Annotated in this window: 23 protein-coding genes; 12 read left to right on the top strand and 11 right to left on the bottom strand. The window is 65.2% G+C overall.

The features are described from left to right. The first annotated feature begins 6 nt into the window (after positions 1-6). From KUW62_RS18580 to KUW62_RS18555, 6 genes are all read left to right on the top strand, one after another. A complete protein-coding gene (locus KUW62_RS18580) occupies positions 7-465 on the top strand; it encodes a pyridoxamine 5'-phosphate oxidase family protein (protein ID WP_224816949.1) in 459 nt (152 codons plus the stop codon). Positions 466-577: 112 nt separating this feature from the next. Continuing rightward, a complete protein-coding gene (locus KUW62_RS18575; RefSeq protein WP_224816948.1) occupies positions 578-1,036 on the top strand; it encodes a DUF3429 domain-containing protein in 459 nt (152 codons plus the stop codon). Then, the gene (locus tag KUW62_RS18570; RefSeq protein ID WP_224816947.1) at positions 1,033-1,629 is read left to right on the top strand and encodes a bifunctional 2-polyprenyl-6-hydroxyphenol methylase/3-demethylubiquinol 3-O-methyltransferase UbiG; all 597 of its coding nucleotides are present in this window, start codon (positions 1,033-1,035) and stop codon (positions 1,627-1,629) included. Before KUW62_RS18575 ends, KUW62_RS18570 begins: the two co-directional genes overlap by 4 nt. Beyond that, complete coding sequence (rnhA, locus tag KUW62_RS18565) at positions 1,622-2,095, top strand: ribonuclease HI (RefSeq protein ID WP_224816946.1); 474 nt, start codon at positions 1,622-1,624, stop codon at positions 2,093-2,095. Before KUW62_RS18570 ends, rnhA begins: the two co-directional genes overlap by 8 nt. Beyond that, positions 2,088-2,480 carry an NUDIX domain-containing protein gene (locus KUW62_RS18560; RefSeq protein WP_224816945.1) on the top strand — a complete coding sequence of 131 codons (393 nt, stop codon included), beginning with the start codon at positions 2,088-2,090 and terminating at the stop codon, positions 2,478-2,480. The genes rnhA and KUW62_RS18560 overlap by 8 nt, the downstream gene beginning before the upstream one ends. Continuing rightward, a complete protein-coding gene (locus KUW62_RS18555) occupies positions 2,477-3,097 on the top strand; it encodes a trimeric intracellular cation channel family protein (RefSeq protein ID WP_224816944.1) in 621 nt (206 codons plus the stop codon). Before KUW62_RS18560 ends, KUW62_RS18555 begins: the two co-directional genes overlap by 4 nt. On the opposite strand, the gene KUW62_RS18550 is transcribed toward KUW62_RS18555, so the two are convergent. From KUW62_RS18550 to argH, 4 genes are all read right to left on the bottom strand, one after another. Next, positions 3,098-4,150, bottom strand: a complete 1,053-nt coding sequence (locus KUW62_RS18550) for a hypothetical protein (RefSeq protein ID WP_224816943.1) — start codon at positions 4,148-4,150, stop codon at positions 3,098-3,100. 54 nt (positions 4,151-4,204) lie between these two features. Next, entirely contained in the window at positions 4,205-4,675 is a 471-nt protein-coding gene (gene greA / locus KUW62_RS18545) for a transcription elongation factor GreA (RefSeq protein ID WP_224816942.1), read from the bottom strand. Between the two features lie 145 nt (positions 4,676-4,820). Next, entirely contained in the window at positions 4,821-4,976 is a 156-nt protein-coding gene (locus KUW62_RS18540; protein WP_224816941.1) for a hypothetical protein, read from the bottom strand. Positions 4,977-5,018: 42 nt separating this feature from the next. Further along, positions 5,019-6,434 (bottom strand): argininosuccinate lyase, encoded by a 1,416-nt coding sequence (gene argH, locus KUW62_RS18535; RefSeq protein ID WP_224816940.1) that lies wholly within the window; start codon positions 6,432-6,434, stop codon positions 5,019-5,021. 28 nt (positions 6,435-6,462) lie between these two features. Here argH and KUW62_RS18530 point away from each other — a divergent pair, with 28 nt between their 5' ends. Further along, positions 6,463-7,020, top strand: a complete 558-nt coding sequence (locus tag KUW62_RS18530; protein WP_224816939.1) for a TlpA disulfide reductase family protein — start codon at positions 6,463-6,465, stop codon at positions 7,018-7,020. A gap of 90 nt (positions 7,021-7,110) precedes the next feature. Here KUW62_RS18530 and KUW62_RS18525 read toward each other — a convergent pair whose 3' ends face one another. Beyond that, positions 7,111-7,695: a DNA-3-methyladenine glycosylase I gene (locus tag KUW62_RS18525; protein WP_224816938.1), complete on the bottom strand. Its 585-nt coding sequence runs from the start codon at positions 7,693-7,695 to the stop codon at positions 7,111-7,113. Positions 7,696-7,794: 99 nt separating this feature from the next. On the opposite strand from KUW62_RS18525, the gene KUW62_RS18520 reads away from it, so the two are divergent. From KUW62_RS18520 to phbB, 3 genes are all read left to right on the top strand, one after another. Further along, complete coding sequence (locus tag KUW62_RS18520; protein WP_224816937.1) at positions 7,795-8,625, top strand: EAL domain-containing protein; 831 nt, start codon at positions 7,795-7,797, stop codon at positions 8,623-8,625. A 217-nt stretch (positions 8,626-8,842) separates the two neighbouring features. Further along, a complete protein-coding gene (locus KUW62_RS18515; protein ID WP_224816936.1) occupies positions 8,843-10,018 on the top strand; it encodes an acetyl-CoA C-acetyltransferase in 1,176 nt (391 codons plus the stop codon). A 93-nt stretch (positions 10,019-10,111) separates the two neighbouring features. Beyond that, complete coding sequence (phbB, locus tag KUW62_RS18510) at positions 10,112-10,834, top strand: acetoacetyl-CoA reductase (RefSeq protein WP_224816935.1); 723 nt, start codon at positions 10,112-10,114, stop codon at positions 10,832-10,834. A 412-nt stretch (positions 10,835-11,246) separates the two neighbouring features. On the opposite strand, the gene KUW62_RS18505 is transcribed toward phbB, so the two are convergent. Continuing rightward, a complete protein-coding gene (locus tag KUW62_RS18505; RefSeq protein ID WP_224816934.1) occupies positions 11,247-11,390 on the bottom strand; it encodes an RSP_7527 family protein in 144 nt (47 codons plus the stop codon). A gap of 311 nt (positions 11,391-11,701) precedes the next feature. Here KUW62_RS18505 and gcvA point away from each other — a divergent pair, with 311 nt between their 5' ends. After that, on the top strand, positions 11,702-12,649 hold the full coding sequence (gene gcvA, locus KUW62_RS18500; RefSeq protein ID WP_224816933.1) for a transcriptional regulator GcvA: 948 nt from the start codon (positions 11,702-11,704) through the stop codon (positions 12,647-12,649). A 38-nt stretch (positions 12,650-12,687) separates the two neighbouring features. Here the strand turns inward: gcvA and KUW62_RS18495 are convergent, their stop codons facing one another. From KUW62_RS18495 to KUW62_RS18485, 3 genes are all read right to left on the bottom strand, one after another. Further along, the gene (locus KUW62_RS18495) at positions 12,688-12,852 is read right to left on the bottom strand and encodes a YdcH family protein (protein ID WP_224816932.1); all 165 of its coding nucleotides are present in this window, start codon (positions 12,850-12,852) and stop codon (positions 12,688-12,690) included. A 106-nt stretch (positions 12,853-12,958) separates the two neighbouring features. Further along, positions 12,959-13,690 carry a methyltransferase gene (locus tag KUW62_RS18490; protein WP_224816931.1) on the bottom strand — a complete coding sequence of 244 codons (732 nt, stop codon included), beginning with the start codon at positions 13,688-13,690 and terminating at the stop codon, positions 12,959-12,961. Continuing rightward, on the bottom strand, positions 13,687-13,902 hold the full coding sequence (locus KUW62_RS18485) for a DUF2007 domain-containing protein (RefSeq protein ID WP_224817155.1): 216 nt from the start codon (positions 13,900-13,902) through the stop codon (positions 13,687-13,689). Before KUW62_RS18485 ends, KUW62_RS18490 begins: the two co-directional genes overlap by 4 nt. Positions 13,903-13,950: 48 nt before the next feature. Between KUW62_RS18485 and KUW62_RS18480 the strand changes: the two genes are divergently transcribed. Further along, positions 13,951-14,952, top strand: a complete 1,002-nt coding sequence (locus tag KUW62_RS18480) for a polyprenyl synthetase family protein (protein WP_224816930.1) — start codon at positions 13,951-13,953, stop codon at positions 14,950-14,952. Here the strand turns inward: KUW62_RS18480 and KUW62_RS18475 are convergent. Both KUW62_RS18475 and KUW62_RS18470 read right to left on the bottom strand, forming a co-directional pair. Then, positions 14,945-15,757 (bottom strand): 4-(cytidine 5'-diphospho)-2-C-methyl-D-erythritol kinase, encoded by an 813-nt coding sequence (locus KUW62_RS18475; RefSeq protein ID WP_224816929.1) that lies wholly within the window; start codon positions 15,755-15,757, stop codon positions 14,945-14,947. The two genes, KUW62_RS18480 and KUW62_RS18475, sit on opposite strands and share 8 nt — an antisense overlap. Beyond that, a complete protein-coding gene (locus tag KUW62_RS18470; RefSeq protein WP_224816928.1) occupies positions 15,754-17,445 on the bottom strand; it encodes a tetratricopeptide repeat protein in 1,692 nt (563 codons plus the stop codon). Before KUW62_RS18470 ends, KUW62_RS18475 begins: the two co-directional genes overlap by 4 nt. Between the last annotated feature and the right edge of the window lie 69 nt (positions 17,446-17,514).

Genomic DNA, 17,514 nt, shown 5'->3' with positions numbered 1-17,514 from the left:
TCGACCATGACAACTCCATTCGACCCCGCCCCCGTCCTGGCCAAGCCGCTGATGGCCAACCTTGCGACCGTCACGGCCGATGGCGCGCCGCGCAACGCGCCGGTCTGGTTCGCGTGGGAGGACGGCGCGCTCTGGATGCTGTCGGGCATCGACAACAGCTCCGCCCAGCGCATCGCCGCCAACCCGCAGGTCGCGGTGGAGATCGTGGATTACGACAATGCCGGCGGCGTTCTGCGCCATGTCGGCCTGCGCGGGCGTGCGACGGTGGAGCCGATGGATACCGCGCTCTTCCGCCGCCTGTTGCGCCGGTATCTCGGCCCGGAGGAAGTCTGGAACGCCTGGTTCATTGAAGAGGTCGCCTGCATCGACCATCCCGATGGCCGCCTGATCCGCCTTGTTCCCGAGAGCGTCTTCACCAACGATGTCAGCTTCTTTCGCTCCGGGCCTGACCTGGCCACGTCCTGAACGACCCCGCCGCATATCCCCGTCATTTGCCATGTGACCGTGCCACCGCATACCACCGCGCCCGCCGTGGCAGGCCCTTGCCCAACCTTTCCGGACACGCCAAACAGGCCCCATGGCGCGTATCCCGACTTCGGCTCTGATCCTCGGCCTTGCTGGCCTCATCCCCTTCCTGTGGGGTGCGGCGACATCCGTCGGCATCGCCGTTCAATACCTGCCACTGCCCGACATCATCCTTGTCTATTCCGGGGCGCCGATGCTTCTGGCCTACGGCACCGTCATCTTGAGCTTCATGTCCGGCGTAATCTGGGGCTTCGCGGCGAAGGATGGCGGCCCGTGGATGCCCATTGGCCTGACCCTGTCGGTCCTGCCCGCGCTGTTGATCTTCTTCGCGTTCAATCTGCCCGCGCTCACGCAATTCATCGCGCTGATCCTGGGCTTCTCCGGGCTCTTGCTCATTGACTGGACCTGCCAGAGAAAGGGCCTTGCACCCGATTGGTGGATGTCCCTGCGCGGAATGCTCACCTCCATCGTCCTTTTCTGTCTCGTGATCGGAGCGGCGTATTCCCCATGACCGACGAAAAGACCATCGCCATCTACGAGGAGCAGGCCGCGCGATATGCGGATCTGCCGGTCAGCCCCCTGCAACGCGCCGCCATCGACCGGTTCCTCGCCATGGTGCCGCCGGGTGCCTGCATTCTGGACGCGGGCTGCGGGCCGGGCGTCCACGCCGCCTTGATGGCCAGCGCCGGTCACGACGTCCATGCCATCGACCCGACCCCGGCCTTCGTCACCGATGCCCTGTCTCGCGGCGTCAATGCGCGCCTTGGTGCGTTTGATGACATTGACGGGGCGGACATCTACGATGGCATCTTTGCCAGCTTCAGCTTGCTCCACGCGCCGCTTGCGGATCTTCCGCGTCATCTTGATGCGATGGTGCGCGCCCTGAAACCCGGCGGCGCGCTTTTCATCGGGATGAAATCCGGCACGGGGGAGGAGCGCGACAAGATCGGGCGGCGCTATTCCTACGTGACCGAGGCGGAGATGCGACAGTTGCTGGAGATGCGCGGCCTGACCATCGCCCATGTGACGTCTGGCGAGGAAGCGGGGCTGAGCGGTGAGATCGCGCCCTTCTTCCTGATGCACGCGCGGGCCGCCGATGCCTGATCTTTTCGCCTATACCGACGGCGCGTGTTCCGGCAATCCCGGCCCCGGCGGCTGGGGCGCGCTGTTACAGGCGAAGTCCGGCGATGCGGTCGTGAAAGAACGCGAGCTGAACGGTGGAGAGGCGGAGACCACGAACAACCGGATGGAGCTTCTGGCCGCGATTTCGGCCCTGGAAGCGCTGGAGCGGCCCTCGAAACTGACCATCGTGACCGACAGCGCCTATGTGAAGAACGGGATTACCGGCTGGCTGCACGGCTGGAAGCGCAACGGCTGGAAGACCTCCACGAAGAAGCCGGTGAAGAACGTGGACCTCTGGCAACGGCTCGACGAAGCGGCGAAGCGCCACGACGTGACGTGGGAATGGGTGAAGGGACATGCGGGTCATCCCGAAAACGAACGCGCCGATGAACTGGCCCGCGCCGGGATGGCCCCGTTCAAACCGTCCAAGCGCCGCGATGATGGATAAGGCCTGCCCCGTGGTTCCGCGCGGTGACGGCACGATCCTCGCCTTCCGTCATCCGCAGGCAGGGTCGCAATTCGTGAAGGGAACCGTCGAAGCGGGAGAGACGGGCCCGCATGCCGCGCGGCGGGAATTGGCAGAGGAATCCGGCCTGGACCTCGTTCCGCTGACGTCCTTGGGGCGAAGCGACGCCATCGAGGACGGTCAGATATGGCATTTCTGGCCCATGGACGCGCCCGACGAGCGTTTTGACCGATGGGATCACCCCGCCCCCGACGATGGCGGGCACCTCTTCTCGGTCTTCTGGCAAGCCCTGTCCGGGCCGCTGTCGGCAGAATTTGCCCCGACCTTCCGACGCGCGGCAACTCATATCGAAGCGGTGCTGAAATGAACGTGGTCCTCGCCCTTGATTACGGATCGGCCCTGATCTTCGCGCTCACCGGGGCCCTGGCCGCATCCCGCGCGCAGCTCGACATCGTGGGGTTCATCTTCTTCGCCGGTTTGACGGCCGTGGGCGGTGGCACGATCCGGGATCTGCTGCTCGACCGCGACCCGGTGTTCTGGATCGCCGACCCGACGCCGCTTGCCATCGCCGCGCTGGCCGCGATCTTCGTGTTCTTCACGGCCCATCTCCTGGAAAGTCGCCTGAAATGGCTGATCTGGCTGGATGCTGCGGCCCTCGCCATTGCGGTGGCCGCCGGTGTCGCCGTGGCGCGGGGGATGGAGGTGGGCACGCCCGTCGTGCTTGTGATGGGGGTTCTGACCGGAACCCTTGGGGGGCTGATGCGCGACGTCGTGGCCAACGAGGTGCCGCTGGTCCTGAAACAGGGGGAACTTTACGTGACCGCCGCCTTTGCCGGTGCCGGCGCGGCGCTTCTTGCGGCCCTTGTCGCCGGGTCCATTTGGCCGACCGTGGCCTGCGTGATCGTCACCTTCGGATTGCGCGCCGGATCGCTTCTGTTCGGGTGGCGCCTGCCCGTCTACAAGGCGCGCCCGCCGCGAGCCTGATCAGTCGAACGTTCCCGTCACACGCCCCAGCAGCATGAAGGCGCGCGCGGTGCGGGTATTGGCCAGCCGCGCGATTTCCTCGTCGCTGGCATTCTTCTCGAACTCCATGAAGGTCCGGTCGAAGTGCCGCAGGAAATGGTGAACCGCGTCGCGGAAGACGGGATCCTTGCGCATCCGCCCCGCCGCCAGAACCAGGGACGAGCGGTCGTGGATCCCGCCAAGCGGTGCGATCGTCCGGCCCCGATCACCCTTGGCGAATTGCCGCCAGACCTCCGGCCGGGCGCGGTCGGGCCGCAGGTCATCCATGTAGATACCGTCCTGCGACAGCAGCGTCAGCACATCCTGGCTGGCCCGGATCAGACGCTCCGTCGCCCGGTCCTCCAAGGCACGGCGTAGGGTGCGGAAGCCTTCCTTGTCGTGCTCGTTCTCCGGGAAATCCAACGCCTTGATAAAATCGCTAACCGAAATCGGCTCCCTCTGCGCCTCCTGCACGAGGGCGAGGGCCGGTTGCGGCTGCGCCGGGTCCATCTGCGCGGGGGCCGGGGGCACGGCGGCGCGCACCTCTCCGGGATCGGCACTGCGCAGGCTGGTAAAGGTCGCCAGCTTGGACTCGGCGGCCTGCTGTGCGGCCACCAGGTCGTCCAGCTTCTGCACCAGGTCCGGCTTCATCTCGTAGCTCTGGCGCTGTTGCTGATCCACGTAAGCCGCCCGCATCGCGTCGATGGAGGCTTGCAGCCGCGCGGCCTCCTGCCTGAGCGCGCGGGCCGTCCGGGCCGCCATTGCCGCCACCCAGATCAACGCCAGGGGCAGGATCACCGCGAGAAACGACAAGAGCATGCTCAGGCCGCTTTGCGCCTCGCTGCCCGACGTGCCGCCGAACCCCAAGAGCACGACGGCCACGATCCACAACAGGGACACGGCCAGCGCCGCGATCTCGATCACCGTCACGCGCGGCCCGCGATCGGCCCGCGCATACAGGCCCAGGTCAAGCGCCGTGGGCGTCGACGTCGTCGGCCCGGACGCAGGCCGTGCTGGTGGATCAGAAGGTGCCATGGGCCGCCTTAAAAACGTTGACAAACATCCATGCAGGGCCGACCACCCCCGCCATCACACGTAGGAAATCTTGACGATTTCGTAGTCCTTGGAGCCGCCGGGCGTCCGCACTTCAACGCTATCGCCCTCCTCCTTGCCGATCAAGGCACGCGCCAGGGGGGACTTGATGTTCAGCCGCCCCTTCTCGATGTCGGCCTCGGCCTCTCCCACGATCTGGTAGGTCTTTTCTTCCTCGGTCTCTTCGTCGACCAACTCCACCGTCGCGCCGAACTTGATCGGCCCCGACAGCGTCGACGGATCAATGACCTGCGCAAGCGAGATCATGCCCTCCAGCTCCTTGATGCGGCCCTCGATGAAGGACTGCTTCTCCTTGGCGGAGTGGTATTCGGCATTCTCCGACAGATCGCCATGCTCCCGCGCCTCGGAAATCGCGCGGATGATCGCGGGGCGCTCCACACTCTTGAGCTGCTTGAGTTCCTCGTTCAGGGCCTTGTGGCCCGCGGGCGTCATCGGGATCTTTTCCATCGGTCGAAGCCTTGCGGATGCGATTTCAAACAAAAGCCCCGGCCAAGGCAGGTGCCAGCCGGGGATAACGGGAATCTAGGCCCGAACGGACGCGGGTTCAACTGGGATTGACACTGCGCGGCCCGGATCGCGGGCGATCCGTCGCTCAATCGTGGCCGGTGATCCCTACCGAAACCGTCCCGCTTACCGACACGCCCACGGCCTGCGCGGCCCGATCCGGGCGCTCGGGCGCACCGTCGACACCGCAGGCGGCAAGGCCAAGGCAGGCCACGATCAGCAAACCACTCATCACTCGGGTCATCATCTTCGTCCTTCCACGCAGCATCGGTGATGCAAGCCTAGCTCAGCCAAGGATATCGCGCCAGCGCGCGATCTGCTCGCGCACGCGCACCGGCGCTGTCCCGCCATAGGACGTGCGGGACGCCACCGAATTATGGACCCCCAGCACGTCGAAGACCGCGTCCGTGATATCCCCGTGGACCGATTGCATCTCCGCCAATGACAGATCGGGCAGGTCACAGCCCTTGTCCTCGGCCAGCTTTACAAGACTGCCGGTGACGTGATGCGCATCCCGGAAGGGCATATCCAGCGCCCGGACCAGCCAATCCGCCAGATCCGTCGCCGTGGAAAAACCGCTGGCTGCGGCCGCTTCGAGTTCGGGCACGCGCGCCCGCATGTCACGGGCCATCCCCTCCATCGCCGCCAGCGCCAGCATCAGGTTATCGGCGGCATCGAAGACCTGTTCCTTGTCCTCCTGCATGTCCTTGGAATAGGCCAAGGGCAGACCTTTCATCACCGTCATCAAGGCGACATTCGCCCCGAAGATGCGCCCGATCTTTGCGCGGATCAGCTCCGCCGCATCCGGATTCTTCTTCTGCGGCATGATAGAGGAGCCGGTGGAGAACCGGTCGCTCAGTGACACGAAGCGGAACTGCGCCGACGACCAGATGACAAGTTCTTCCGCCAACCGGCTAAGGTGCATGGCGCAGATGCTCGCGGCTGAGAGGAAGTCCAGCGCGAAATCCCGGTCGCTCACCGCATCCAGCGAGTTGGCGCAGGGCCGGTCGAAGCCAAGCGCCTTTGCCGTCATGTCGCGGTCAATCGGGAAACTCGTGCCCGCCAAGGCGGCGGCGCCCAACGGCGACTCGTTCATCCGCGCCCGCGCGTCGCGGAAGCGAGAGGCGTCGCGCCCGAACATCTCCACATAGGCCATCATGTGATGGCCCCAGGTCACGGGTTGTGCCGTCTGCAAATGGGTGAAGCCGGGCATGACCCAATCGGCGCCCGCCTCCGCCTGTCCCAGAAGCGCGCGCTGCAACGCCTCCAGCCCGGCAATCGCGGCGTCCATCTGGTCACGGACCCACAGCTTGAAATCGGTCGCCACCTGGTCGTTGCGCGACCGGGCGGTGTGCAGGCGGCCCGCGGCCTCTCCCACGACCTCCTTCAGGCGCGCCTCCACATTCATGTGGATGTCTTCCAGCGCCGTGGAGAAGGCAAACGTGCCCCCTTCGATCTCTGACAATACGGTGAGCAGCCCTTCCCGGATCGCCTCCACATCGTTATCCCTGACGATGCCCGTGGCGGACAACATGGCCGCATGGGCGCGGGACCCTTCGATGTCCTGCCGTGCCAGCAGCTGGTCGAAGCCGATGGATGCGTTGATCGCCTCCATGATCGCATCGGGACCGTCGGCAAAGCGTCCGCCCCACATCGTGTTGGCGGTGCTGGTCCGGGTGTCGTAAGGGTCCTGGTTGCTCATGTGTCACGCCTTGTCGAAGGGGAACCCAATGGTCCGCAAGTTCTGTCTCACTGCCGCTTACATCGCCGCAGGGCTTTGCGCAAATGTCGCCATGGCCCAGGACGTCTCGGACCTTCTGACGGGCGACATGCGGGGGCTGGTGATCCACGACGCGCCAGCCCCCGTCTCCGACGCGCCGTTCCTGCTGCCGGACGAAAGCGAAGGCACGCTGAACGATTTTTCGGGCCGCATCGTCGTGCTGAATTTCTGGGCCACGTGGTGCGCGCCCTGTCGGGAGGAGATGCCGTCCCTCCAAACCCTGCAACAGACCCTCGGGGGTGAGGATTTTCAGGTCGTCACCCTCGCCACCGGGCGCAATCCGCCCCAGGCCATCCAACGGTTTTTCGAGGAAGAGGGGATCACCGCCCTGCCCCAATACCGCGACATCAACCAGCAGATCGCGCGCGAGATGGGCATTTTCGGCCTTCCGATAACGGTCATTCTGGACGGCATGGGGCAGGAGATTGCGCGGCTCCGCGGCGATGCGGATTGGTCCTCCCCCGAAGCCATCGCGGTGATCGAGGCGCTGATCGCCGGCAACAGCTGATCCGCCGCACCCCTGATCGACACGTCCCGTCTTCCATGTGCCCAAAATATCCCGGGGGAGGCGCAGCCGGGGGCAGAGCCCCCTCACACCTTACCGGGCAAGCGCTTGAACCTCCGCATGTCTCGGACAACCGACCAGGTGATCGTTCACAACGCCACACGCCTCCAGCCACGCATAAACGATCGTCGGGCCGCAAAACCGGAACCCCGCCGTCTTGAGCTCCTTCGACATGCGCACCGACATCTCCGTCTGGGGCGGCACGTCGGTTTGGCGCACGAAGTGATTGACCAGCGGCGTGCCGTCCACGAAATCCCACACGAAGGCGTCGAACCCGCCCCGGTGTTCCATCGCCTCCCACGCCCGCGCGTTCGTGATCGCCGCCTCGCACTTGCCCCGATGGCGCACGATCCCCGCATTGCCCAACAGGCGTTGCACGTCCGGCTCTCCCCATTGCGCGATCACCGCCGGGTCGAACCCCTCGAACGCCTCGCGAAACGCATCGCGTTTGCGCAGGATCGTGATCCACGCCAGACCCGCCTGAAATCCATCGAGGATCAGCTTTTCCCATAGCGCTCGGCTGTCATATTCCGGCACGCCCCACTCTCGGTTGTGGTAGGCGACGTAAAGCGGATCGTCCCCGCACCAGGTGCATCGCCCGTCTGCCCGATCGCCCATCCCGTAAACTCCCGCTCATTCGACGCAAATGTCGAATTTCACCCTTCCTTAAAGCCTCGGCCCGTACCACCGCAATCGGAGCAGATTTGGAGTGGCACGATGCGCGATATCGGCGTGGAGTTGGCAGAACCGGGAACGGAAAGTCCGCTTGATGCGGCCATCTCCCAGCGGGATCGCGGCACATTGGCGATGGTCCAGCAGGCGCTCGGCCGCGGCGATGCGCGTCTCGCGTTTCAGCCGATCATGCGCTCCGACGGACGCGGCATCGCGTTTTTCGAGGGGCTGATCCGTCTGCTCGACGAAACCGGTCGCATCATTCCCGCCCGCGATTTCATGGGCGCAGTCGAAGACAGCGACATCGGCCGCCAGATTGATTGCGCGGCGCTCCAGATCGGCCTCCAGATGCTCAAGCAGCATCCGTGGCTGCGCCTGTCCATCAACATGTCCGCGCGCTCCGTCGGCTATCCCCGCTGGATGCAGATCCTGCGCACCTGCCTGCGCGATCACCCCACGGTCGCCGAACGCCTGATCCTGGAGATCACAGAGAGCTCCGTCATGATGATGCCGGAAATCGTGGCCATTTTCATGGAGGATATGCAGGACAAGGGCATCACCTTCGCGCTCGACGATTTCGGCGCGGGCTACACCGCCTTCCGCCATTTCAAGACCTTCTACTTCGACATCCTGAAGATCGACGGCCAGTTCTCGCGCAATATCGCGGAGGATGCGGACAACCAGGTCCTGTCGGAGGCGCTGATTTCCCTCGCCAAGCATTTCGACATGCTTGTCGTGGCCGAGTCCGTCGAAACGGAGGCGGAGGCGAAATGGCTGGCCGCCGCCGGGGCTGATTGCCTGCAAGGATACTATTTCGGGCCACCGACCCTGAAACTGCCCGAAGGCGATTTGCGCAGCCTCTCGCGCTCCGCCTGACCAATCGCCGCCGCATCCGTCGCGTCTGACCACCTACGCCCCCTGCCATCCGACCCGCCCGCAATCCATGCAGGCGGCGCATATCCGCCTGCATTTCAACGCCTGAGACACCGTGTCCGTTGCCGTTCCTGCCCCTGCACCCTATCAGCGGGCGCAGATGAATGAGGGTTCCGCGCCGCATCCGGCGCGCGATCCGAACACGAAAGGACAAGACCCCATGACGAATGTTGTCATCGCTTCTGCCGCGCGTACCCCGGTTGGCAGCTTCCTCGGCTCTTTTGCCAACACGCCCGCCCACGACCTCGGCAAGACCGTGATCGAAGCCGTGGTCGAACGCGCAGGCGTCGACAAATCAGAGGTGTCGGAAACGATCCTGGGTCAGGTCCTGACCGCCGCCCAAGGCCAGAACCCGGCCCGTCAGGCCCATATCAACGCCGGCCTCCCGCAGGAAGCCGCCGCATGGGGCATCAACCAGGTTTGCGGGTCCGGCCTGCGTGCCGTGGCCCTCGGCGCACAGCACATCCAGCTTGGCGATGCCGCAATCGTCATCGCCGGTGGCCAGGAAAACATGTCCATGTCCCCCCATGCCGCCGCGCTGCGCCAGGGTCAGAAGATGGGCGACATGAAGTATATCGACACGATGATCCGCGATGGCCTTTGGGATGCCTTCAACGGCTACCATATGGGCCAGACGGCGGAGAACGTGGCCGAGAAGTGGCAGATTTCCCGCGAACAGCAGGATGAATTCGCCGTCGCCTCGCAAAACAAGGCCGAAGCCGCCCAGAAGGCGGGCAAGTTCGCCGATGAGATCACCGCCGTCACCGTGCCCAACCGCAAGGGCGACATCACCGTCGACCAGGACGAATACATCCGCCACGGCGCCACCATGGAGGCGATGCAAAAACTGCGCCCTGCCTTCACCAAGGACGGCTCCGTCACCGCCGCCAACGCCTCCGGCCTCAATGACGGTGCGGCTGCAACGCTGCTCATGTCCGCCGACGACGCTGAAAAGCGCGGCATCCAGCCGCTCGCGCGCATCGCCTCCTACGCCACCGCGGGCCTCGACCCCTCCATCATGGGTGTCGGTCCGATCTACGCCTCGCGCAAGGCCTTGGAAAAGGCGGGCTGGAAGGTCGAGGATCTCGACCTCGTGGAAGCCAACGAAGCCTTCGCCGCCCAGGCCTGTGCCGTGAACAAGGATATGGGCTGGGATCCTGAGATCGTGAACGTGAACGGCGGCGCCATCGCCATCGGCCACCCGATCGGCGCCTCGGGCTGCCGCGTCCTGAACACGCTGCTCTTTGAAATGCAGCGCCGCGACGCCAAGAAAGGCCTCGCCACGCTCTGCATCGGCGGCGGCATGGGCGTTGCCCTCTGCGTCGAGCGCGATTGATCCGCCTATCAGAAAACGGCTGCGCAAGATAATTGCGCAGCCGTTTCTATTTCGCTAACAAGATTTCCAACACATTCAGAAGGAGAGACACACATGGGACGAGTCGCACTGGTCACCGGCGGCAGCCGCGGTATCGGCGAAGCCATCTCGAAGGCCCTCAAGGCCGAAGGCTACAATGTCGCCGCCACCTACGCGGGCAATGACGAAGCCGCAGCCAAGTTCACGGACGAGACCGGGATCAAGACCTACAAGTGGAACGTGGCCGATTACGACAGCTCCAAGGCGGGCATCGAACAGGTCGAGGCCGATCTCGGCCCCATCGACGTCGTCGTCGCCAACGCGGGCATCACCCGCGACGCGCCGTTCCACAAGATGACGCCCGAGCAGTGGCACCAGGTCATCGACACGAACCTCACCGGCGTCTTCAACACCGTTCACCCGATCTGGCCCGGCATGCGCGAACGCAAGTTTGGCCGCGTCATCGTGATCTCCTCGATCAACGGCCAGAAAGGCCAGTTCGCGCAAGTGAACTACGCCGCCACTAAGGCCGGAGACCTCGGCATCGTGAAGTCGCTCGCCCAAGAAGGCGCGCGCGCCGGCATCACCGCCAACGCGATCTGCCCCGGCTACATCGCGACCGAGATGGTCATGGCCGTGCCCGAGAAGGTCCGCGAATCGATCATCGGCCAGATCCCCGCAGGCCGCCTGGGTGAGCCCGAGGAAATCGCCCGCTGCGTGTGCTTCCTCGCCTCCGACGACAGCGGCTTCATCAACGGATCGACGATCTCCGCCAACGGCGCGCAATTCTTCGTCTGACCGAACGACGGCGTAAAAAACAAAAGGCCTCCGCGCAGCGCGGGGGCCTTTTTCGTGGGACGTCCCAGACTTTGGGTTTCAGTTGGCTGGAGGAGCGGTCAGACGATGCCGCGCTCACCGGCTACACACTGGGAGGGGCCGGAACTCAGCGGTTTGGGTCGCTGACTTCGGCACCACGCCAATTCTACAGGCGTGAAGCCGCCAGCTTAGCGCAATGCGCCCAGATAACCCGTCAGGCGCGCCATGGCCTGAGTGTCAGCCGTCATCGCCTTGACAAGGGCGTGGGGGACGCGACCGCGGAGAATTGTGAACAACATCTTAATTGACCTTTGAGACGAACGTTGGGTTTCGGAACAGAGGGGCGGCCTATACCACGACCGCCCTCACGCCAACTGCGAATTTGGAATCGCCGCTATCCGCTGGCTGCAACACCGCTGCGCACCGGGGTGTCGCGGCGGAACAGACGGCGGAACAGGCGCGCCATCTCACGGCTGCGCTCCGCCCGGGCCTGGTTGACGATCTTGATCATATCGGGGTCTGAGTAGTCGTGAAACATGGGATGGGCCTTCAATCAAATCCGGTCTTGCGCCTGATATAGGTGCGCCGAACCGGGGTTTGTATTGCAAAAACCGCAACCCTGCATCCCACCGCTTCAGCGTCGCCCGGTCAGAAAACCCCAGACCTCACCGAGGATCTTGCCGCGTTCGACATGGGCGCGGGCGATGGCATTGCGGGTGGCGGTGTGGGTTGTGTTGTCAAAATGCATGGCGAGGGTCCTTTTGTCTCGATTGCCCTCAACATGGGATTTTACCCGCCACGGCACAAACGAGACTTTCCAAGGCTTCACTTAAGCTATACTTAAGCGCCATGTCTGAACGCCTCCCGCCCCTGACCGCCCTGCGCGCCTTCGATGCCGCCGCCCGCAACATGTCGTTCTCCAAGGCCGCGGCCGAATTGAACGTGACGCCTGCCGCCCTGTCGTTCCAGATCAAGTCGCTTGAGGAGCATCTGGAAGCGCCGCTCTTCCGCCGCCTGAACCGCGCCGTCGAATTGACCGATGCGGGCCGCGCCCTTGCCCCGGGCGCGTCGGATGGGTTCAACGCCCTGGCCGCCGCGTGGCGCGCGGCCCGGCGCACCGTGGACCAGCACAGCCTGACCGTCACCGCCGGGCCCGCCTTTACCGCGAAGTGGCTGGCCCCGCGCATGTTCCAGTTCGCCCAGAGCCATCCGGATATCGAGCTGCGCTTTTCCGCGACGCTTCGGTTGATGGATTTCGGTCGGGACGATGTGGATGTCGCAATCCGCTTCGGCTTCCCGAAGGAGGAGGACGGCCTGTTCTCGGAACCGATCATTCGCGAGTGGATGACGCCGATGATGGCCCCCGACCTGGCCGCGGAGTTTCCTGACCCCGCCGACCTGGCCCGCGCGCCGCTGCTGCATCAGGACGACACGATCAACTTCTCACCGACCTTCGATTGGGCCGCGTGGTTCCGGGCCGCGAACCTGCCGCCGCGCTTTGCCTCCGGCGCGCGGTTCAGCCAGGCGGATCACGCACTGGATGCGGCGATTGCCGGGGGCGGCGTCGTGCTGGGGCGTATTTCCCTGGCGGAGCGTGATATCAGGGAGGGGCGGCTTGTCATGCCCTACAGGGTGGCGCTGACCACCCAGGCGCAATACCGGTTCGTTTGCCCGGAAGGGGCGGAGACGCGCCCGCAGGTCCGCGCCTATCTCGACTGGCTCAAGGCCGAAGTCGCGTCGCTGGAGGAGTTGCGGGAGGGTCTGGAATTTGTAGATGCCGCCGAGGTGCAGGTCTGATCCGCCCCGGCGGCGTGCCGTCGAAATCTCGCCGATCCTCAACTATCGAGGCGCGTGATCTCTTCCTTCAACCGAAGCTTTTCCTTCTTCAGTTCGCGGATCGACAAATCGTCGACCGCCGGTGATCGCTGTTGTTCCTCGACCTTGGCCGAGAGGTGGGCGTGCTTCTTCTTGAGTTCCTGAAGATGGGCGCCTAGCGACATTGAGGTCTCCTCTCGTTATGTGAATGAATGATGACAGTGCAGCACAAGAATTCGCGTCTGTCACGCATTCTTGGGTTAACCCGTAAAATCCGGCGCATTTAGGCGCTTAGCCGAAGGGAAGTGCCGACGCATTGCGCAACACGGCGCGGGCTGTTGCAGAATAGTCATCGCCATCACCCGCGTGGGTTGTGCCTTCATGTATAAGAAGTGGCGGCAACAGGGTGAAGGGCCCACGCCCGCCCTTGCGCGCCCGCATCACGACGCGACCCGCCGGGCGTCCATCCCGCGCCGATAAGGGCATGACGGCAACCGTTCCGAACCCCTCCAGTCCCGACAGGATATCCGGCAAACGCTCCGCCTGGTGGATAAGGGTCAGCCACCCTTTCTGCCGCAGCCGCGCCCGCGCAACGGCCAGCCAATCGCGCAGCGGCGTCTGCTCCCGCAGGGCAGCCTCCCGCCCCTCATCCTCGGCCCGCGTCCCGGCACCGGGCACGAAATAGGGCGGGTTGGCGATCACGTGATCGAAACTTCGCTGCCGGATATCTTCGGGCAGGCGCGTCAGGTCGGCGTCCACCACGGGCAACCCGTTCCGGCGTGCCAGATCGGCATAGGCCCTTTGCCGCTCCACCCCCAGCACATCGACGCCCGGCACGCGGACCGCAAGGCACAGGCTCGCCACACCAACCCCGCATCCCAATTCCAGAACGCTGTCTTTGGGAACGGCGGGGCAGGCGGCCGCCAGGAAAACGGGATCGGTGGCCGCCCTGTAGCCTACGCGCGGTTGCCAGACCTGCACGCGCCCGCCCAGAAATCCGTCACGGGTCAGATCTTCGGTCACTCCGAAACCAGCAGGTCGTTGTCGCGCAGAACGATGCGGGCTTCATCCGCAAGATCGCGATGCACCATCATCCGGCGCGGCAATATGCCGATGCTGCCTTCCAGGACGCTCGTATGGACGTCCAACACGAACACCTCTATATCCTCGCCGGATAAAAGCGCCGTGGCGAAGGCGATGATTGTCGGGTCGTTGCTGCGCAATACTTCCTGCATATCCGACACGTAATTCGCCACACGCCCCATGTCGAGACAGGGATCAAGATGAGCCTCGATCACGCCGTAGCCAAGCCCCATGACCGGATGCGCGACGCGCTGTCCGACGATCTGGACGCGGTGAACACCCTGATCCGCACCCGCATGGCCTCTGAACACGCGCCCCGCATCCCGGAAGTGACCGCGCATCTGGTGGAGGCGGGCGGCAAGCGCATCCGCCCGATGCTGACCCTCGCCGCCGCGCGGCTCTGCGGCTACGACGGGGCGCATCACGTGAAACTGGCCGCGACGGTGGAGTTCATTCACACCGCGACGCTTCTGCACGACGATGTCGTCGACGAGAGTGAAAAGCGCCGTGGCCGCCCGACCGCGAACCTTCTGTGGGACAACAAATCCAGCGTCCTGGTCGGCGATTATCTCTTCGCTCGCGCTTTCCAGTTGATGGTCGAGACGGAGAGCCTGCGCGTCCTCGACATCCTGTCGAACGCCGCCGCCACGATTGCAGAGGGGGAGGTTCTGCAACTGACCGCCGCCACGAATATCGAGACGACCGAAGCGATCTACCTGCAAGTGATCCGGGGCAAGACCGCCGCTTTGTTCGAGGCCGCGTGCGAAGTCGGTGGCGTGATCGCGGGCCGCGATGCGGCCGTGGTGAAGGCGCTTGCGGCCTACGGCGACGGGCTCGGCATCGCGTTCCAGATGGCCGATGATCTTCTGGATTGGGGCGGAACGTCCGGGGCGATCGGCAAGAATATCGGCGATGATTTCCGGGAGCGGAAGCTGACCCTGCCCGTGATCCGCGCGATTGCCGCCGCCGACGACACCGAACGCGCGTTCTGGGCGCGAACCATCGGAAAGGGCGACCAGCAAGACGGCGACCTCGACACCGCTTTGGGTCTTCTGCAACGCCACGGTACGTTGGAGGCGACGCGCGTGGAGGCCAACGCCTACGCTACACGGGCCAAAGCGGCGCTGGCCGCCCTGCCCGATCACCCGCTCAGGGATATGATGCGGGACCTGGCCGATTACGTGGTTGAACGCCTCAACTGACGCCGGGGCCGCCCTCGTCCAGCACCCGCGCCGCCGCTGCCCACCAGGCGTCCGGCATCCTGTCCGCCGCCGCCCGCGCCGCGTCTTCCTCTGCGAAAAGCCCGAAACACGTCGCCCCGGACCCGCTCATCCGCGCCAGCAGGCAGGCCTCCGTCGCTTCCAGTGCGTCAAGAGTATCGCGGATCACCGGCTGCACCTCCATGGCGGGGCGTTCCAGATCGTTCCGTGTCGCGCGCAGCCAGGCGATGAACCCGTCCGGCCCGGTCCATTCCGGCTCCGGCATCGGGGGATTGTCCGCATCGCTCAGCGCGCCGAATACCGCGCCGGTCGGCACGTCGACGCCGGGGTTCACCAGCAATATCCAGAAAGGCGGGATGTCCGGCACATCCTCCAGCACCTCACCGATGCCGCGCATCCGGCACGGCTTGCCACGGACACATACCGGCACGTCCGCACCCAACGCCTCGCTCCCCGCCGCGTCCGCACCCAACGCCCGCAACACCGCAGCTGCATCCGCCGACCCGCCGCCGATCCCGCCCGCATGGGGCAGATGCTTTTCCAGGTGAATGTCTGCCGGGACGCCCGCGAATTCCGCCGCCTTCCACGCAAGGTTGCGCTGATCCACCGGAACACCCTCGGCCCTCGGCCCGTCCACGCGCAGCCCTATCTCGTCCGCGCGCGCAACGCTCAGCCAATCGCCCACATCCGCGAACACCACGAGGCTGTCGAGCAGGTGATACCCATCCGCGCGCCGGCCCGTCACATGGAGCGCCAGGTTGACCTTCGCCGGTGCGAAATGCCTCACTCTTCCTCAAGCGCGCCCACGCCGCCTTCTTCTTCCAGCACGACATAGAGGCCCACGTCCAGCTTGCGCCGGATGCGCTCTGCCTCGTCCTCCTCCGGCTCGAAACTCAGCGCGCGGTGCCATTGGAACTCCGCCTCCCGGTAGCGGCCCACCATCCAGTAGACGTCGCCGAGGTGGTCGTTGACGATGGGATCGTTCGGTTCCAGCTCCACGGCACGCTCCATCGGGGCAACCGCTTCCTCGAACCGGCCAAGGCGGTAATAGACCCAGCCAAGGCTGTCGATGATGTACCCGCTTTCGGGCCGTGCCGCCACGGCGCGCTGGATCATGTCCAGCGCCTCATCGAAGTTCCGCCGCTGCTCCACCAGCGAATAGCCAAGGTAATTCAACACGTTCGGCTGTTCGGGGTTCAGCTCCAGCGCGCGCCGGAAATCCGCTTCGGCGGGCGGCCAATCGTCCAGCTGATGATAGCAGATCGCGCGGGCGTAATGGATGAACCAATAGCGCGGCAGGTCGGCATCCACGAGGTCGAGGACCGCGGAATAGGCAACGATCGCCTCCTCGAACATCTCGTTGCGACGCAGGATGTCCCCGTAAGCTGCCTGCAGGGACGCAAGCTCGGGGCGCGCTTCGACAAGAGCGGACAGGATCTCGATCGCCTGCTCGCTTTCGCCCAGCTCCTCCAGCGCCTCGGCGCGGCCCATCTGCGCTTCGATGTAGTTTCCGTCCGTCTCCGGCACCTCCGCGAAGGTGCGGGCGGCAAGCGCGTGCTGGTCATCCTCGCCCATCAATTCACCGGCCAGAAGGATCGCATCGGTATGGCCCGGATCAACGCCGCGCGCGCCCTGCGCCATCAGAAGCGGCAGGCTCCGGTTCCGGTCCCCGGACAAAAGCTGCGCCACGGTGAAGAACACCTCCGCCACGCCGCTCTGGGCCGTGTTCACGAACTCATACGGCTCCTCCGCCCCGGCCCCCAACTGCGCCTGCAACGCCAGCAATCCGGGGTCGGGCACGGCCTGCGTGTAGCCATCCAGAAGGTCCAGCGCCTCCCCCCGCAGATCAAGCTGCACCATCACCAGCGCGCGCGCGCGCACCACCCGTTCGGTATTGGTGATCTCCACGCCCGTTTCGCCGGACAGGATCGCGTGGGCGGCCTCGAAATCGCCGACCGCCGCGCGGGCCAGCGCCAAGTGCAAAGCCGCCAGTTCCTGCAAGCCGCGCTCGGTCGACAGATCCTCCAGGATGCTGACCGCGCCCGTCATGTCGCCGCGCCCGAAAGCCAGCCATGCGCGCGACAGGCCATCGGCCAGCGGCCCCGGGCCCTGGCCTGCGTCGATCATCGCCTCCGCCTCGTCGAACCGCCCCTCCCGGACATGGCGGACGAACCGCACGAGGTAACCCAGCTCCTGCCCCTCGGCATCGGCGGGCAGCGTGTCGGACACCTCCGCCGCGCGGTCCCAGTTGCCCAGGGAGGCATGGGCGAAAATCGAATTGCTGATGAGGAACGGATTACCGGGATCAAGCTCCAGCGCCCGGTCGAAATAGGTCGCGGCCTCCGCGTGGTTTCCGACAAAAGCGGCGGATCGCGCGGCCAGGTACGACCCCGCCAGACCGTCGGCCACAACCGGCACGGGCGCGGCGAAGGCGGCGGCAAGAACAAGGGCAACAAGGGATCGTTTCACGGGCATTCAAGCCTCCTCCAGCGCGTTGTGGGGGAGACTAGGGCGCGCATGGGCGAAGGGCAATCGCTTGCCCCT

Source organism: Hasllibacter sp. MH4015, from assembly GCF_020177575.1.
Taxonomy (GTDB): Bacteria; Pseudomonadota; Alphaproteobacteria; order Rhodobacterales; family Rhodobacteraceae; genus Gymnodinialimonas.
The sequence above is the reverse complement of the archived record's forward strand: the minus strand, read 5'-3'. Positions and strand labels throughout refer to the sequence as shown.

Bases quoted from the DNA above. Each gene is read 5' to 3' on its own strand.
- KUW62_RS18580 (WP_224816949.1), top strand. From the start codon at position 7: ATGACAACTCCATTCGACCCCGCCCCCGTCCTGGCCAAGCCGCTGATG.
- KUW62_RS18575 (WP_224816948.1), top strand. From the start codon at position 578: ATGGCGCGTATCCCGACTTCGGCTCTGATCCTCGGCCTTGCTGGCCTC.
- KUW62_RS18570 (WP_224816947.1), top strand. From the start codon at position 1,033: ATGACCGACGAAAAGACCATCGCCATCTACGAGGAGCAGGCCGCGCGA.
- rnhA (WP_224816946.1), top strand. From the start codon at position 1,622: ATGCCTGATCTTTTCGCCTATACCGACGGCGCGTGTTCCGGCAATCCC.
- KUW62_RS18560 (WP_224816945.1), top strand. From the start codon at position 2,088: ATGGATAAGGCCTGCCCCGTGGTTCCGCGCGGTGACGGCACGATCCTC.
- KUW62_RS18555 (WP_224816944.1), top strand. From the start codon at position 2,477: ATGAACGTGGTCCTCGCCCTTGATTACGGATCGGCCCTGATCTTCGCG.
- KUW62_RS18550 (WP_224816943.1), bottom strand. From the start codon at position 4,150: ATGGCACCTTCTGATCCACCAGCACGGCCTGCGTCCGGGCCGACGACG.
- greA (WP_224816942.1), bottom strand. From the start codon at position 4,675: ATGGAAAAGATCCCGATGACGCCCGCGGGCCACAAGGCCCTGAACGAG.
- KUW62_RS18540 (WP_224816941.1), bottom strand. From the start codon at position 4,976: ATGACCCGAGTGATGAGTGGTTTGCTGATCGTGGCCTGCCTTGGCCTT.
- argH (WP_224816940.1), bottom strand. From the start codon at position 6,434: ATGAGCAACCAGGACCCTTACGACACCCGGACCAGCACCGCCAACACG.
- KUW62_RS18530 (WP_224816939.1), top strand. From the start codon at position 6,463: ATGGTCCGCAAGTTCTGTCTCACTGCCGCTTACATCGCCGCAGGGCTT.
- KUW62_RS18525 (WP_224816938.1), bottom strand. From the start codon at position 7,695: ATGGGCGATCGGGCAGACGGGCGATGCACCTGGTGCGGGGACGATCCG.
- KUW62_RS18520 (WP_224816937.1), top strand. From the start codon at position 7,795: ATGCGCGATATCGGCGTGGAGTTGGCAGAACCGGGAACGGAAAGTCCG.
- KUW62_RS18515 (WP_224816936.1), top strand. From the start codon at position 8,843: ATGACGAATGTTGTCATCGCTTCTGCCGCGCGTACCCCGGTTGGCAGC.
- phbB (WP_224816935.1), top strand. From the start codon at position 10,112: ATGGGACGAGTCGCACTGGTCACCGGCGGCAGCCGCGGTATCGGCGAA.
- KUW62_RS18505 (WP_224816934.1), bottom strand. From the start codon at position 11,390: ATGTTTCACGACTACTCAGACCCCGATATGATCAAGATCGTCAACCAG.
- gcvA (WP_224816933.1), top strand. From the start codon at position 11,702: ATGTCTGAACGCCTCCCGCCCCTGACCGCCCTGCGCGCCTTCGATGCC.
- KUW62_RS18495 (WP_224816932.1), bottom strand. From the start codon at position 12,852: ATGTCGCTAGGCGCCCATCTTCAGGAACTCAAGAAGAAGCACGCCCAC.
- KUW62_RS18485 (WP_224817155.1), bottom strand. From the start codon at position 13,902: ATGCAGGAAGTATTGCGCAGCAACGACCCGACAATCATCGCCTTCGCC.
- KUW62_RS18480 (WP_224816930.1), top strand. From the start codon at position 13,951: ATGAGCCTCGATCACGCCGTAGCCAAGCCCCATGACCGGATGCGCGAC.
- KUW62_RS18470 (WP_224816928.1), bottom strand. From the start codon at position 17,445: ATGCCCGTGAAACGATCCCTTGTTGCCCTTGTTCTTGCCGCCGCCTTC.